Source organism: Clostridium beijerinckii, from assembly GCA_003129525.1.
GTDB classification, from domain to species: Bacteria; Bacillota; Clostridia; order Clostridiales; family Clostridiaceae; genus Clostridium; species Clostridium beijerinckii_D.
The window spans coordinates 522,192-537,137 of sequence record CP029329.1 but is presented as its reverse complement, the minus strand read 5'-3'; the positions used below and the strand labels follow the sequence as shown (position 1 = coordinate 537,137).

Genomic DNA, 14,946 nt, shown 5'->3' with positions numbered 1-14,946 from the left:
AATATGGTACTTTAAATTTATACTAATCAAAGAAAGGGAAGGCTTGCTTTTGTGGAGTGTTGCATTAGAGAATTTTGCTAGTTGAAAACATTTAGCAAAATTATCGACAACTGGAACAAATGCACGCATTCCCTTTCAGTTTATTAGAAGTAAACTTAATTTTGAATATTACTACAAGTATTTATATATTTCAGTATGGATATAATTTAATTATTAACTAAAAGATTTATTATATAGCATATTTCATCATCTACTATGTCTATTTGATATTTTTTGTTTATAAAGACCAAATTTTCTTTTACTATATTATATAAATTAATATTGTCTGATATATACTTATCTTTTTCAGGATATATAGCAGGATTATCTTCATTTCTTAATCTTCCTATAACGAAAGATAAATGAAGGATTACACCAACCGCATTTTCATCAGATAATGTAATAGAAAGCTTAGATTTTAATGTATTTAAAAGTTTAGTTACATCATTAAATAATTCAACACCATCTATATTATATATATTTTCTTTTAGAATTTTAGGGATGTTAAGCATAGCAGTTTTTGTATCTATGGCAGTTTGAAGTTCTTTTAATACGTTCATATTAAATACTTCATACATAGTATATTGATTTATTGATGAATCTACAGGGAAAGATGAAACTATAAATAATATTTCATTTTGCTCTTGAAGATTAATTATTTTTTGCTTAAAATATTTTTTATCCAAGCAATTTAGACAAGTAATTTCAAAATAATCATTATCTATTCTAAGATTGCTACTTAAAAAGTTTTTAATAGCAATAGCAGCTCCCTCTCCAGTTAAACATGCAGTTACTATTAAGATTTTATTTTCATTTTCACATTTGTTATTTAAATTTTTATGTATTTCTACATAAGAATTAACCATAAGGACATCATTGTAAATTTCATCTAAAGATGATCCGATTAATGCCTTTCTTGCAGCTTCTAACACATGCAAAGTTGAAACAAGAGATATTACTTTAATTTCAACTTTAAATTCTTTCCTTATAACATCTGCGAAAGTAGTTAAAGAACCCATATCAACTAATAAAAGATAACCAGCTTGAGTTGGATTTTCTTGTATTCCAATCTTTAGATTGTCTAATACTTTTGATGGAGCAACATCAAGGGATGCATTTATTGGAATTACATAATTTTCACCTAAAAGTTTATTTGAAACCTCAGCCATTGAAGTTGCGGTAGATTCTCCATGAGCAATAAGAATAACTTTTACTTTATCATGAGATACATCATTAAAAGTATTATCTGGTATTAAAAATAGAGAAAGATAACCAGCTTCATCGACTGGAATTGATTTTTTTATATGATTTTCAATAATTTCTTTTATCTCAAGAGCCACAGAAAATTCTAATGGATAAAGTTCTTTAATCTTATTCAAATTAGTATTTATGATTATTTTGTCACTATTAATTCTATTTATTAACGTATTAATATGCAAAGCAAAAGCTGTATATAAATTGTTGTCAAAAGTTATAGTAAGTTTTTGGGAAGCGTGAGTTATTATTTTATCAAAACAATCTAATGTATCTTGGTTAACAATAGTTAATAAGTTTTTCTTATTTACTTCTTCAGATACTTCAAAGTTATTTTTATTAAAATGTTTTGCAATATCTTTTTCAAGAATATTTTCAATATCCATATCGGAAATATCTAAAGATTTTAGCTTTTCAAGTTTATTTTCTATAAAATCATAAATAGTATTATCACCATTATTAAATATAGGATTAGTATCTTCATTAGACCCATTAAATCTAAAATATTCAATTTCTTCACTCATTAATTTATTCCATAAAACTCGGTGTTCTTTTTCTTTGTAAAGCCCTTCTTTAATATAAGCAGGTAAAATTCCACTATAAATTCTTACATCATTTTTTAGATTTGTTAAAAATTCTGAATATGCCTTAGCACAAAGAAGCTGAACATCACTTTTAAGTTGACCTATATTATTAGGACAATCATAAGAAAGTAATGCTCTAAGTGAATTTAAGGATACATATATTTCTTTGTTTAAACGAATACTCTCATATTTAAAGAAGCTTTTAATTAAAAACAATCTTTCATCTAAAGTTCTATCTTTTAGAGAGGGGATATTTATAACAATAGGAATTCTTCTAGTGAAAGTGTTTAATAATGCAGAACTTGGATCTTCTGTTGTAGCTGAAATTATTAAGACATCTGATGTTCTAGATTCCGAATCACCAATTCTTCTAAAGGTTCCACTGTCTAAAAATACAAAAAGAGCTTCTTGCCCTTCTGGAGGAAGTCTATGGATTTCATCTAAGAATAAAATTCCACCATTAGCTTCTTCGATTAATCCAACCTTATCAGCTTCAGCGCCTGTATAAGCACCTTTTTTAACTCCAAAAAGTTGAGAAGTAAGTAATTGAGGATTATTACTGTAGTCTGCACAGTTAAATATTATAAATGGAGAATCTTCTGATTTTACTTTCATCTCTAAAGCATAATTATGCATTAAAGAAGCAAACATAGATTTCCCAACACCAGTACCTCCAAGGATTAAACAATTCATACCCTTAGGAGGGTACAGTATAGCAGCCTTAGCTTGCTCAACAGAATCTTTTAGGGATACGTTATTTTTAGCCAATAAGTCTAATTGAGATTCATTATTGGTAATTCTATTCTCAGAAAGAAAGAATAATACAGGCCTACCAGATGATTTATATAATTTACCTTCTTTACAAAGTTCGTTTAATTCGTGACTTAAATTTGCTCTAGACATATCAACTAGTGATGATAGTGTTTTGGTATCTATACCTTCAGAAAATTCTAATTGAAGAAGCTTTTGATAAACCAAATCTTTTTTTGCCATTAAATATCCTCCTTGCACAATTTATAGTCATTATCTAATATTAAAACTTTAATGCACTATATTAAAAATAATATAACAAGTTTATTAAGAGAGTTTAAAGTCATTAATATAGTGTTTGAATATAGTTTTGTGAAAACCTAAACACTATATTTAAATTATAAAACACTAAAAGAATTAAGTAAACAGTTACTCAAAAATAAAAAATGGTAAATTTAATTGAGAAAAAAATAAAAAAGTTTATAAAGATAAAATAAAACTAATATATATAGTGTAAATTGCTTATATAATAAGGATTCTAAACCATGTAGTAAAAATAAAAAAGAATTAATATTATTAAATTATTCTGAAAAAAATTAATGTTTAATAGTGTTTGGCATGTGTCTTGCTTTATATAATAGCATAAGCAGTAACAAAAGAAATTGGAGGAATGTAGATATGGAACAATTAGAAATGGCAATTATGAATATTATAATAAACGCAGGAGATTGCAAAAATCACTGTTATATGGCTCTTGGTATGGTGAATGAAGGAAAGTACGAAGATGCTGAGGTGGAAATGAAATTAGCAAATGAGGCTCTAGGAAAAGCACATGATGCTCAAACAGAAATGCTTCAAAAAGAAGCAGGCGGAGAAAAAGTAGAAATATCGCTTTTATTTGTTCATGCACAAGACCATCTAATGACAGCTATATCAGAAAAGAATCTTATTGAACAAATCATGGAATTGAGAAAAGTTATAAACACATTAAAATAAAAGCAATATTAAATAGTATTTATCCAAGGTATAAATACGTTATTAAAAATAAATTTTAATATATATTTTAAGAATTCGTTATAATTTAAGGAGGAAAAGATTATGGTAACAATAAAATTATTCTGTGCATCAGGAATGTCAACAAGTGTTTTGGTTAGTAAAATGAAGGAGGCAGCTAAAGTCAAAGGGATAGAAGCTGAAATTGTAGCATATCCAGAATCTCAAATGGATCAACATCTAGCTACTATGGATGTTGCACTACTAGGACCACAAGTTGCTTATACATTAGGAAAAGCAAAAAAGTTGTGTGAACCAAAAGGAATTCCAGTAGAAGTAATACCAATGGTTGATTATGGAATGATGAATGGAGCTAAGGTTTTAGAATTAGCGTTAAAATTAGCTAAGAAATAAAATTAATGTAAGCTGTGAGTAAGTAAGCAATATAATAAATGTTTTAGAAATCACATAACTTATAGATAATTTGGTGAAATAGTAGTAAAAAATGTATTTCACTAGAACTAAGGAAAACCTCTACATTTAGGACAAATTAATTTATAAACTGAAGTGATATGAAGATAAAAATCCAAAGAATCACGAAAGTTAATAAAAAGGTAATAATAGCAAATTTTATTTGTAATTATTCATATTATAATCATAATTTAATTATAAGGGGGAAATTATTATGTCATTCAATCAAACACTGAACGAAAAAGTAGTTCCAGCGGTAATGAAATTCGTTAATCTTAAAGGTGTTCAAGCGTTAAAAGATGGTATGTTATTTACTTTACCACTGAATATCGTCGGATCTATTTTCTTATTAATTGCTTGTTTCCCAGTTAAGGGATTTACAGATTTCATGGCTTCAACTTTTGGAGCAGCTTGGAATGATCCATTATTTAAATTACAAGGATCTACAATGAATATTATGGCAATAGTAGCGGTTATGGGTATGGCTTATATCTACTGTAAAAATGAAGGGGTTGAACCTTTTTCACCAGCAGTAATTTCTTTAAGTGTATTCTTAACTGTAACTAATAACTTTGTTATGTTTCAACCAACACCAGATGCAACTCCAGTTCAAGTTGGAGGAGTTATTCCATCATCATGGATTGGTGGCGCAGGTATGATTACAGCAATCATAGTAAGTTTAGTTGTTTCATTTGTTTATTGTGCAATGATAAAGAAAAATATTACAATTAAAATGCCAGAAGGTGTTCCAAGCGGTGTTGTTAATGCATTCTCTGCATTAATTCCAGCTACTGTTATATTTATAGGAGCAACTGTTGTATATGCAGTATGTAAGTTTGGATTCAATACTTCTTTTGTAGAAATTATCTATAAAGTTGTTCAAACACCATTACAAGCTGCATCAGATTCATTACCAGGAGCTATACTTATTTCTTTTGCTGTTCCATTCTTATGGTTCTTCGGAATCCATGGAGGTATGACAGTTGGAGGTATGGTAGGTGCATTATTAACTGCCAATACTGCAGCTAATGCTCAATTACAAGCAGCAGGAACTTTAGATCTTGCTCATGGAGCTCATATAGTAACTCAACAATTCTATGATAATTTCATTAACTTAACAGGTAGTGGTCAAACACTTGGACTTACATTACTATTATTATTCTTAGCAAAATCTGCTCAATATAAACAATTAGGTAGATTAGCAGTTCCTGCTAACTTATTCAATATTAATGAACCAATCTTATTTGGTATTCCAGTAGTAATGAACCCAATTATGGGTGTACCATTTATACTTACTCCAGTAATAAATGCAATATTACTTTATATGGCAATTGCAACAGGTATACTTGCACCAATGGGTGGAGCATTACCACCTTGGACAGTTCCAACTGTATTCTCAGGTTTAATAATTGGTGGTCCTAGCTATGCTATTGCACAATTAGTATTCTTAGTAATTAGTGTTGTAATCTACTTCCCATTCTTTAAGAAAGTAGATGCTATGGCGTATGCAGATGAAATAGCAGCTCAAAAACATGGAGAAGGCGTACAAGCTTAATTAGCCCTTTTATTAACAATTTTAAAATATATCAAAAAACATTTTAATTAATAAGGAAACCAGATGTTTATAAAGAATTATAAATGTTTGGTTTCCTTTTTTCATTGTATACAAGGTCTAATCCTTTATTTTTGTAGTTATAACTCATCATATATTTGTACTTCTTAATTTGTTATAAATATTGTTTGTACATTGCTTAAGTGGTAAAATAGAGATGTTTGATTCTGCAAATAATAATTATATATTATTTTTAATAGGAGAATTGAATGGTATATATATTATGTTTCTAAACTAATTAAGTATGTAATAATTATGTGTAATATGTTATACAAAAATATACGAGGTGATAAAAATATGAATGAACCTATGGTAACTGTTTTAATGGCAGTATATAATGGAGAGAAATTTCTAAAAGAAGCTATGGAAAGTATACTAAATCAGACATTTACTGATTTTGAGTTTTTAATAATAAATGACGGATCTACTGATAATAGTGTTAAAATAATTGAATCATTTGATGATTCACGTATAAGATTAATTCATAACGAGAAAAATTTAAAGCTAATTGCATCATTAAATAAAGGCATATCTCTTGCAAGAGGTAAATATATAGCAAGAATGGATTGCGATGATATTTCTATGCCTGAAAGATTAGAAAAAGAAGTGAGTTTTTTAGAAAATTCTTTAGAATATGGATTGGTAGGAACTTATTATACTGTTATAGATGGTGAAGGTAAAGAACAACGTAATGTAAGCTATCCTTCAAGTAATGATTTAATAAAATTATTTTTATCATTAAATTGTCCATTAGCTCATGGAAGTATAATGGGTAGAACTGAATTATTTAAACAAAACTTATATGGAAGTACAGAATATTCAGCTGTTGAAGATTATGAACTATGGACAAGAATAGCTAAAGTAACTAAAATTCATAATATTCCAGAACATTTATTTAAGTATAGGATATATGGGGAAAGCTTTTCTAACTCTAAAACTCAATTAATGTATAACCAAACTTTAGAGTTAAGTAAAAAATCATATAAAAATAATATAAAAGAGTATAGAAACTTAATAAAAAAACAATTTTTAGAAGAGGCATACACTAAAGAAAAACCTGAAGTTGTAGAATATGTAAATGAATGGTTGAATAGTTTTGTAAAAAGGCTACTTTATGTACATGAATTTGGTTTAGCATTAAAATTATATGCTAAATCTATAAAAATCAAGTGAAACTTGATTCAGGTGGGGTTTGATCCCCATCTGAATCTTAGTTGAACTTATCTAGGAGCGTGCAGCCGTTAACTCCCACTCTAAAAAGTGGGAGTGTTACGGATGCTAGCTATCAGATAAATAAATTCAAATAAGTCACATTCAAAAAAATAATGATAATTGCCTAAAACAGTAAAAATAACCTTTGATTAATATAAGGTTATTTTTAAATTAAAAAACTAATTTACTAGTATAATATTTAAGGATAAGGTGTAAATCAATATGGATACTAATTATACATATAATAAAGATGAGTATGAGGATCTGAGCTTAAGAGACGCTCAAATGCTTATGGTAGATGTTTTGAAGGCTGTTCATGAATTATGCGAAGAACATGGCATTAAATATTTTTTAGATGCAGGAACTCTAATTGGAGCTGTGAGACATAAAGGATTTATTCCTTGGGATGATGATGTTGATATAGGGATGCCAAGAGAAGAATATAATAAATTCTTAGAAATAGCTCAAAAAGAACTTCCAAAGCATTTGTTTTTGCAAACATTTGAAACTGATGAATATTATAATGTTTACCCGACACCATGTAAAGTAAGGTATAATAACACCTTGTTTTTAGAAGATGGAACAGAAGAAAATTACAAGATGCATAATGGAATATTCATAGATGTATTTCCATATGATAGTTTGCCAAAATTTAAGATTACATATAAAATACAACGTACATTAAGCTACAACATTTTGAAAAGTTTTAAAAGACTTAGAGATATGCCAGATTACTTAAGTTTTAAAAATAAAATAACTTTTTCATTTTACAAACTAGTTGTAAAAATATTTCCTAATAAGAGGAGATTACAATTTTTTAACTATTTAGTTAAGTGGAATGATCCCGAATCAGATTATATGGGATATGGTGTTGATACTTATTGGAGTGAATATGTGTATAAAAAATCAGACTACTTCGATTTAACTAAATTAGAGTTTGAAGGACAATATTTTTATGCTCCAAAAAATTATGATACCATTTTAACGGAATTATATGGTGATTATATGACAATGCCAAAAGAAGAAGATAGAGTCTGGCATGCTAAAGAAATGAAAAAACTTAAAGGACTACAGAAATTATAAACTTTTACTTAAGAAAGATGACTAAATATTGCATATAGTTAACAATATTAGTATAATTCAAAGTGAATGCACATAATAAAATGACAATATATAGATATTTCTTGGGAAATAATTTTTAAGATGTCTTATAATGAATAAAAATAGAATTGAAAACAGTATAATTTAGTGAAGGTAGTGAATAATATTGATAAATGTGTCTATAATTACGCCTGTTTATAATGTAGAAAGATGCATTGAGAAAACTATAAATTCAATTATAAATCAGAGCTCAAAGGATTTTGAACTTTTACTTATAAATGATGGTTCTGAGGATAAAAGTATTGAAATAGCGAATACGTTACTAGTGAATTCAAATATAAATTACAGAATCATAAGCCAAGAAAATAGTGGGGTCAGTGTTGCAAGAAATAAGGGGATTTCTGAAGCAAGAGGGGAATACGTTTGCTTTTTAGATTCTGATGATTATATTCATAAGGATTATATTGAGCTCATGTACGAAAAGGCATCAACTTGTAACTGTGATTTGGTTTTTTGTGATTATGCCCAAGTTGATTCAAAAGATAAGGTATTGGTGCAAAGTACAACTAGATTTTTAGACGATTTTATAACTGGAAGAGAAGCTGCTTTAAAGCAATTAAGCTGTGATATTACTATTGGAATGGGAAGTGCCTTATATAAAACTTCAATAATAAAAGAAAATAATATCCTTTTTGATAGTAGTAGAAAATACGCTGAAGACGTTGTATTTACAGTTAAAGCATTACTTAATATGAAGAAAATTATATCTGTTGATAAAACATTGATGTTTTATGTTAGGTGGAATTCATCAGTAACTAATTTGGTTTCTTTAAAACATCTTGACTGTTACTATTCATATGTAGATTTATTGAAATATCTTGGTTATCAAGGAGAATTTAAGGAAATAGAAAAATTTTTAACCGAGTATAAAATTCCATATGCAATAGCTCATGTTTTTTCTATTTTAGCAAGAGATAAAAATTTTCATAAAGATCTTTTTGATTTTTTACATAAAAGTGAGGTAAAAGAGGCATTAAGATGTTATAAAATACAGAAGTTTGATAAAAATGATATTAGGTATAAAATTCAATGCAAGGGTATAATGTATTTCCCCAATATTTTATTAAAAGTTTTTAGTAATATAAAGTGAAACACCCTCAAGGGGCACAATGTACCCTCAAGGGGCACCTCGTCCAGGAGTGTCAGGGATGCTAGCTAGAGGAGAAAATAATTTTTAAGATTTGACTTGCTTTTAATTAGCAAAGATCTTTCCAGAGAGAAAGGGAAGTTAAAATGAGAAATTGGAAAACATTTATAATTATGATAATTGATATGTTTATGGTAAATATGGCATACCTTTTTTCCATAAATATAACACAAAGTGGAGCCTTTACAGAAATTTCAAAGATATATACTAATGATGTTATAGCTTTAAGCTTGATTTATTTAATATGTTTTTATTTATTTAAAATGTATGAAAGTTTATGGCATTTAACTGGTACAGATGAATTTTTATTAGGTGTTGGAGGAAATATTTTAGCAGGTATATTATCTATTGGATATACTAGATTTTTAGGATCTGTTATACCGCTAAATGTTTCTGTTGTAGGAATACTTTTAAGTATTTTCTTTGTATTAGGTTATAGAATTCTTTATAGGGTTTATAGAAGAACGCTTTTATACATACCATTTAAATATTCATCAGATCAAAGAAGAGTAATGATAGTTGGAGCTGGTTCTGCTGGAACTATGATTATAAATGAAATGATGGCAAGAAGAGAATTGAAGTATAATCCTATAACACTTATAGATGATGATAAAGATAAACTTGGTAGAAGGATATCAGGAGTTAAAATAGAAGGAAATAGACATGATATACCTTATATTGCTGGAGAGCAAGAAATTGACTTGATTTTAATTGCTATCCCATCTCTTGATCCAAAAAATAAAGCTGAAATAATTGAAATCTGTAAGAATACTAATTGTAAATTGCAAATAATTCCTGGAATGTATGAAATATTAAATGGAGATGCTACAGTTAGTAGGATTAAAGATGTTGATTTAGAAGATTTACTTGGAAGAGATCCTATCCAATTAGATAATAAAGGAATCTCAGATTACATTGAAGGAAGAACTATATTAGTTACTGGTGGAGGTGGATCTATAGGCTCAGAACTTTGTAGACAAATAGCTATATATAATCCAGAAAGACTTATAATATTTGATATTTATGAAAATAATGTATATGATATTCAAAACGAGCTTAAAGAGGACTTCCCAGATATGGATCTTACAGTATTAATAGGGTCAGTTAGAGATAGGAAAAGACTACATGAAGTGTTTACAAAATATAAAATAGATGTTGTATTTCATGCAGCAGCGCATAAACATGTGCCTCTAATGGAAGATAGTCCTAAGGAGGCAGTTAAGAATAATGTATTTGGAACGCTAAATTTAGCTTTAGAAGCTAGCGAAGCCAATATAGAAAGATTTGTAATGATTTCAACAGACAAAGCTGTTAATCCAACTAACATCATGGGGGCAACAAAACGATTATGTGAAATGATTATACAAGCTATGGATAAGCAATCTAAAACTGAGTTTGTTGCAGTTAGATTTGGTAATGTACTAGGAAGCAATGGTTCAGTAATACCACTATTTAAAAGACAAATTGCTAATGGAGGCCCTGTAACTGTAACTCATAAAAAAATCATTAGATATTTTATGTTGATTCCAGAAGCTGCTCAATTAGTACTTCAAGCAGGAGCATTTGCTAAAGGCGGAGAAATATTTGTATTAGATATGGGGAAACCAGTTAAGATTTATGATTTAGCATGTGATTTAATTAAGCTTTCAGGTCTTGAACCTAATAGAGATATAAAAATTGTATTTACAGGACTTAGACCAGGTGAAAAATTATATGAAGAACTTTTAATGAGTGAAGAAGGCCTTGAAGATACTGTTCATAAAAAGATACATGTAGGTAAGCCAATATTTGAAGATATGGATACTTTAAAACGAAAGCTTGAACAACTACAGAATTTACTAGATTTAAATGATATATCAGAAATTAAGCATCAAATGCAAAAAATTGTACCAACATATCATTATAAAAACCAAGATGAAGTAGCTGCAGATAATGCAGATAAGGAGTAGTTATGACTAGAGAAGACAGAATTAGATATATTGTTTTAGCAATTATATTTGCTATTGTAGGATTTTTAGGAATAGCAAATGGAAGTTACTTAATAACTGCAATGTATATAATAACAGTACTAGTGGCAACTTTTATAATAAAAGATAAGGATGTTTATAATATACTTTATGCTGTACTTTTTGTATCTGTATTTTATGATTATGCACTATATGTTCCAGGAATACAAAGCATATATATGTTTCATATAGTTTTGGGTGTATTTACACTTATATCATTATATAAAGCAATTAAAGATAGAAATGTTTTAATAAACCTAGATAAGAAAGTTTTGGTAATATATATAATTTGGTTTATTTATATGTGCACTAGTATTGTATGGGCATTAAATGAAAGTTTAGCAATAAAGTATATAGCTATATATTTGATGATGTTTGCATTTATTGTTAATATGATGATTTACAATATAAATAAAGAAAGAATTGAAAAGACAATTAAATTACTATTATTTTTAATTTCCATGGTAATTATTATTGGCTTAGTAGAAGTAATTTTAGGACAACAATTACCTATAAGGCATTATATTGATGGATTTATAGAAAGTTTACCACAATGGCAGATTAATACTATACAAGCAAGACCAATAGCATTTTCATATAATACAAACAATTTAACAGCAACACTTGCGATTATAGGACCAATTTGTTTATTTGCTATTTATAAATTTGAAAATATATTGGCAAAGATATGGTTCACAGTAGTTTCGTGTATAGGTTTTTCATTAGTTATTATGACTACTTCAAGAACAGGATTTTTTGCATTTTTGTTTGGAGTTGTAATATTTATAATTTACTCAATATTTAATATTAAGAATTTGGGAATTAAGCAAATGATTTTTCCAATAGTATTAATATGTGGATTTATTTTAGCTTTTAATTATAGTACTTTGCTCATGAATATAGAGCCAGTACTAGATGATAATGAGCAACTAGAAACTAGTCTATCGGGTAAATTACATTCATTAGAAGGTTTTACAGATGGAGAAGTTAATGCAGAAGGTTCTACATTACATAGGATGGAGATAATAAAAAACGTATTGAATGGTGTAATAAAAGAGAGACAATATCAAGGGTATGGTGTAGGTAATGTTGAACAACTTATAAAAGATAAAGGTAATACAGGGTCTGTATATAGTCCACATTGTTATCCAATTGAAATTTTAGGGGATTTTGGACTACCAGGCATAGCATTATATGGAATTTACTATTCGTATCTACTTATAGGGAATTTAATTATTGGAATAAAGAAAAAGAGTATTATGTGCTTTGCAGCAGTTGCAGGTCTTATAGCTTTTGCGCCAGCAAGTTTTGGACCAAGTTCCATAACGTATGTATTTTCACATTGGATACTTATTGGATTTGCAGTATCATGTATTCAAGTTTACAAACAAGAAAACAATAAATATAGGAACGTATCTTCAAGAAAAGAATATACAATGCTATAGTGCAACACCTACGGGTATTGCGAATCAGACGAAATATAAAAATACTTGCAGTGTGAGGATAATTTGAATTTACTGCTTAACAACCGAAATCAGAGTTATACGTTTGCTCCAGTTGCTGAGAATTTTCTGGATATTTCTAACATTAGAAGTTGCGCCCAAAGTGCTAGCCTCAAAGCCACAGCTTTGAACAAGCATCTTTGGAACAACTTCTACTGATAGAAATTCACATCTAAATCCTCAGTAACCCGAACAAATGCATGACCTTCATTTCGGTAGTTTATATAAGTAACCTTAATTTTCACTTTGGGTATCTATGTTACGCAATCCCCGTATATTTAATAATACTTCACATTATGATTTATTACATATGTAATACTCAGGATTATTTAATTGTTAGACTAACTTTAATAAGTTATTTCAGTGCTTCTATGGATTCTATGGCTTCCTTATATAATATAAAATCTTTTACTATAGTATCTTCTACATCATCTTTACTATTTACCTTAAATGGAATATCATCATTAGAAAACAACCAATTTATAAGCTGATTATAGTTAAGAGTAATCGATTTCTTGATGGATAATTCTCTACCACTCTTAAAAAATATTGTGATTTTACTAGCTTGTTTAATGTCTGTCATAATAATCTCCCCCTATGTTATACAATTATATAACATATTATACAATAAAAATGGATAATAAACCAATATATAGTTTTATTTATAATTAATTTCCATATATATCAACAAACAGATTTAGATAAGCAAATGATTAAACATTAGGCAAGTCTATCTTAAGATTAGATCAATTTTGAGATTATGAGGTTACCCTTATGAGTTATAGGTTTAGCTAAATTTAGATGCAACATGAAAAAAGTTCAATTGAATTTAGTTGCCTCATAGTGGACTATTAGGTAAACATGTTAATCTAGTAGTTCACTATGAGGCAAACATACCTCAGTGTATCACGCAAAATACACATCATATCTTGAAATTAATATGCTCTTGCGCGTGCGCAAAGTATTAAAATTATTATAAGTATTTTTCAATAATATCAGTGATTAATGAAGATGTATCTCCATTTCCGAATGCAGAAACAGGAGTGCCTTTTGGATTAAAGTTATCTAAAGCGTCTAAAATTTTATTAGAATCACTTCCAACTATAACATTCCAACCATTTTCTACAGTTTCAACCCATTCAGTTTCATCTCTCATAGTTATACATGGCTTCTTTAAAAAATATGCTTCTTTTTGAACTCCGCCACTATCTGTTACTATTTTTTGTGCATTTTCTTGTAGGGAAATCATGTCTAAATACCCTACAGGAGCTATAATTTCAATATTTCCTCCAACATGTAAATTATATTCTTCAATGAATTTCTTTGTTCTTGGGTGAAGTGGGAGTATTATTTTCTTACCAGAATTACTTAAAGCACTTATTATTGAAGTTAATCTTTCAATGTTATCTGTGTTTTCAGCACGATGTATTGTTGAAAGTATATAGCTGTCTGGAGCTAAAGCAAGGTCTTTTATTATTGTTGATAATTCCTTAGCTCGTTCTTTAAAAAGATTTATAGCATCATACATTACATCGCCAGTGTTATGAACACCTTTTGTAATATTTTCATTTTTTAAGTTATTTACCGCTGTTAATGTTGGTGTAAAAAGCAAATCTGAAATATGATCAGTTAATATCCTATTTTGTTCTTCAGGCATAGTTTTATTAAAACTTCTAAGTCCAGCTTCTACGTGGGCTACAGGTATTAACAATTTACTAGCACATAAAGCTCCTGCAAGTGTTGAATTTGTATCACCATAAACTAAAACCATATCTGGCTTTTCTTTTAAGTAGATTTCTTCTAGTGCTATTAACATACTACCAGTTTGGTGGCCATGATTTGATGAACCAATACTTAAATTGTAATCAGGTTTTGGAATGCCAAGCTCTTCAAAAAAAATATCTGACATATTATTATCATAATGCTGTCCAGTATGTACTAAAATTTCACTATTGCCATTTCTTCTAATTTTATTTGATACTGTTGCAGCTTTTATAAACTGTGGTCTAGCTCCTATAACAGTTAATACTTTCATGTACTGTTCCTCCTTAAATTTCAAAAAAGTTATTTCAATTAAATATAATATCATTTTAGCATAGTTATGGATATTAATAAAACTAAACTATTCATACCGAATCCATATACATGGTGTGAAAGTTGGAAGAGCCAAATATAAGGAAAAATCCATTTGTAGTCACTGACTGTTAAAGTTCAA

11 protein-coding genes are annotated in these 14,946 nt (G+C 28.4%); 8 read left to right on the top strand and 3 right to left on the bottom strand.

Annotated elements, in window-relative coordinates; all coding sequences use genetic code 11:
* Nucleotides 1-206 precede the first annotated feature (206 nt).
* Nucleotides 207-2,870, bottom strand: a complete 2,664-nt coding sequence (locus DIC82_02200; protein AWK49974.1) for a transcriptional regulator — start codon at nucleotides 2,868-2,870, stop codon at nucleotides 207-209.
* Nucleotides 2,871-3,305: 435 nt separating this feature from the next.
* On the opposite strand from DIC82_02200, the gene DIC82_02195 reads away from it, so the two are divergent.
* The 8 genes from DIC82_02195 to DIC82_02160 all read left to right on the top strand — a co-directional run bounded on the left by DIC82_02195 (nucleotide 3,306) and on the right by DIC82_02160 (nucleotide 12,674).
* A complete protein-coding gene (locus DIC82_02195; protein ID AWK49973.1) occupies nucleotides 3,306-3,623 on the top strand; it encodes a PTS lactose/cellobiose transporter subunit IIA in 318 nt (105 codons plus the stop codon).
* Between the two features lie 102 nt (nucleotides 3,624-3,725).
* Nucleotides 3,726-4,034, top strand: coding sequence for a PTS sugar transporter subunit IIB (locus tag DIC82_02190; GenBank protein ID AWK49972.1), 309 nt, complete (start codon nucleotides 3,726-3,728; stop codon nucleotides 4,032-4,034).
* A gap of 271 nt (nucleotides 4,035-4,305) precedes the next feature.
* Nucleotides 4,306-5,646 (top strand): PTS cellobiose transporter subunit IIC, encoded by a 1,341-nt coding sequence (locus tag DIC82_02185; protein ID AWK49971.1) that lies wholly within the window; start codon nucleotides 4,306-4,308, stop codon nucleotides 5,644-5,646.
* A 312-nt stretch (nucleotides 5,647-5,958) separates the two neighbouring features.
* Nucleotides 5,959-6,876 (top strand): glycosyl transferase, encoded by a 918-nt coding sequence (locus DIC82_02180; GenBank protein AWK49970.1) that lies wholly within the window; start codon nucleotides 5,959-5,961, stop codon nucleotides 6,874-6,876.
* A 261-nt stretch (nucleotides 6,877-7,137) separates the two neighbouring features.
* The gene (locus tag DIC82_02175) at nucleotides 7,138-7,998 is read left to right on the top strand and encodes a LicD family protein (protein AWK49969.1); all 861 of its coding nucleotides are present in this window, start codon (nucleotides 7,138-7,140) and stop codon (nucleotides 7,996-7,998) included.
* 184 nt (nucleotides 7,999-8,182) lie between these two features.
* The gene (locus DIC82_02170) at nucleotides 8,183-9,166 is read left to right on the top strand and encodes a glycosyl transferase (protein AWK49968.1); all 984 of its coding nucleotides are present in this window, start codon (nucleotides 8,183-8,185) and stop codon (nucleotides 9,164-9,166) included.
* Between the two features lie 143 nt (nucleotides 9,167-9,309).
* Complete coding sequence (locus tag DIC82_02165) at nucleotides 9,310-11,172, top strand: nucleoside-diphosphate sugar epimerase (protein ID AWK49967.1); 1,863 nt, start codon at nucleotides 9,310-9,312, stop codon at nucleotides 11,170-11,172.
* A 2-nt stretch (nucleotides 11,173-11,174) separates the two neighbouring features.
* Nucleotides 11,175-12,674, top strand: coding sequence for an O-antigen polymerase (locus DIC82_02160; protein AWK49966.1), 1,500 nt, complete (start codon nucleotides 11,175-11,177; stop codon nucleotides 12,672-12,674).
* A gap of 412 nt (nucleotides 12,675-13,086) precedes the next feature.
* Here DIC82_02160 and DIC82_02155 read toward each other — a convergent pair whose 3' ends face one another.
* Both DIC82_02155 and DIC82_02150 read right to left on the bottom strand, forming a co-directional pair.
* The gene (locus DIC82_02155; protein AWK49965.1) at nucleotides 13,087-13,314 is read right to left on the bottom strand and encodes a hypothetical protein; all 228 of its coding nucleotides are present in this window, start codon (nucleotides 13,312-13,314) and stop codon (nucleotides 13,087-13,089) included.
* 390 nt (nucleotides 13,315-13,704) lie between these two features.
* A complete protein-coding gene (locus DIC82_02150; GenBank protein ID AWK49964.1) occupies nucleotides 13,705-14,766 on the bottom strand; it encodes a UDP-N-acetylglucosamine 2-epimerase (non-hydrolyzing) in 1,062 nt (353 codons plus the stop codon).
* Between the last annotated feature and the right edge of the window lie 180 nt (nucleotides 14,767-14,946).

Coding starts and splice junctions, on each gene's coding strand:
- DIC82_02195 (AWK49973.1), top strand. CDS start 3,306: ATGGAACAATTAGAAATGGCAATTATGAATATTATAATAAACGCAGGA.
- DIC82_02175 (AWK49969.1), top strand. CDS start 7,138: ATGGATACTAATTATACATATAATAAAGATGAGTATGAGGATCTGAGC.
- DIC82_02185 (AWK49971.1), top strand. CDS start 4,306: ATGTCATTCAATCAAACACTGAACGAAAAAGTAGTTCCAGCGGTAATG.
- DIC82_02180 (AWK49970.1), top strand. CDS start 5,959: ATGTGTAATATGTTATACAAAAATATACGAGGTGATAAAAATATGAAT.
- DIC82_02150 (AWK49964.1), bottom strand. CDS start 14,766: ATGAAAGTATTAACTGTTATAGGAGCTAGACCACAGTTTATAAAAGCT.
- DIC82_02200 (AWK49974.1), bottom strand. CDS start 2,870: ATGGCAAAAAAAGATTTGGTTTATCAAAAGCTTCTTCAATTAGAATTT.
- DIC82_02160 (AWK49966.1), top strand. CDS start 11,175: ATGACTAGAGAAGACAGAATTAGATATATTGTTTTAGCAATTATATTT.
- DIC82_02190 (AWK49972.1), top strand. CDS start 3,726: ATGGTAACAATAAAATTATTCTGTGCATCAGGAATGTCAACAAGTGTT.
- DIC82_02155 (AWK49965.1), bottom strand. CDS start 13,314: ATGACAGACATTAAACAAGCTAGTAAAATCACAATATTTTTTAAGAGT.
- DIC82_02165 (AWK49967.1), top strand. CDS start 9,310: ATGAGAAATTGGAAAACATTTATAATTATGATAATTGATATGTTTATG.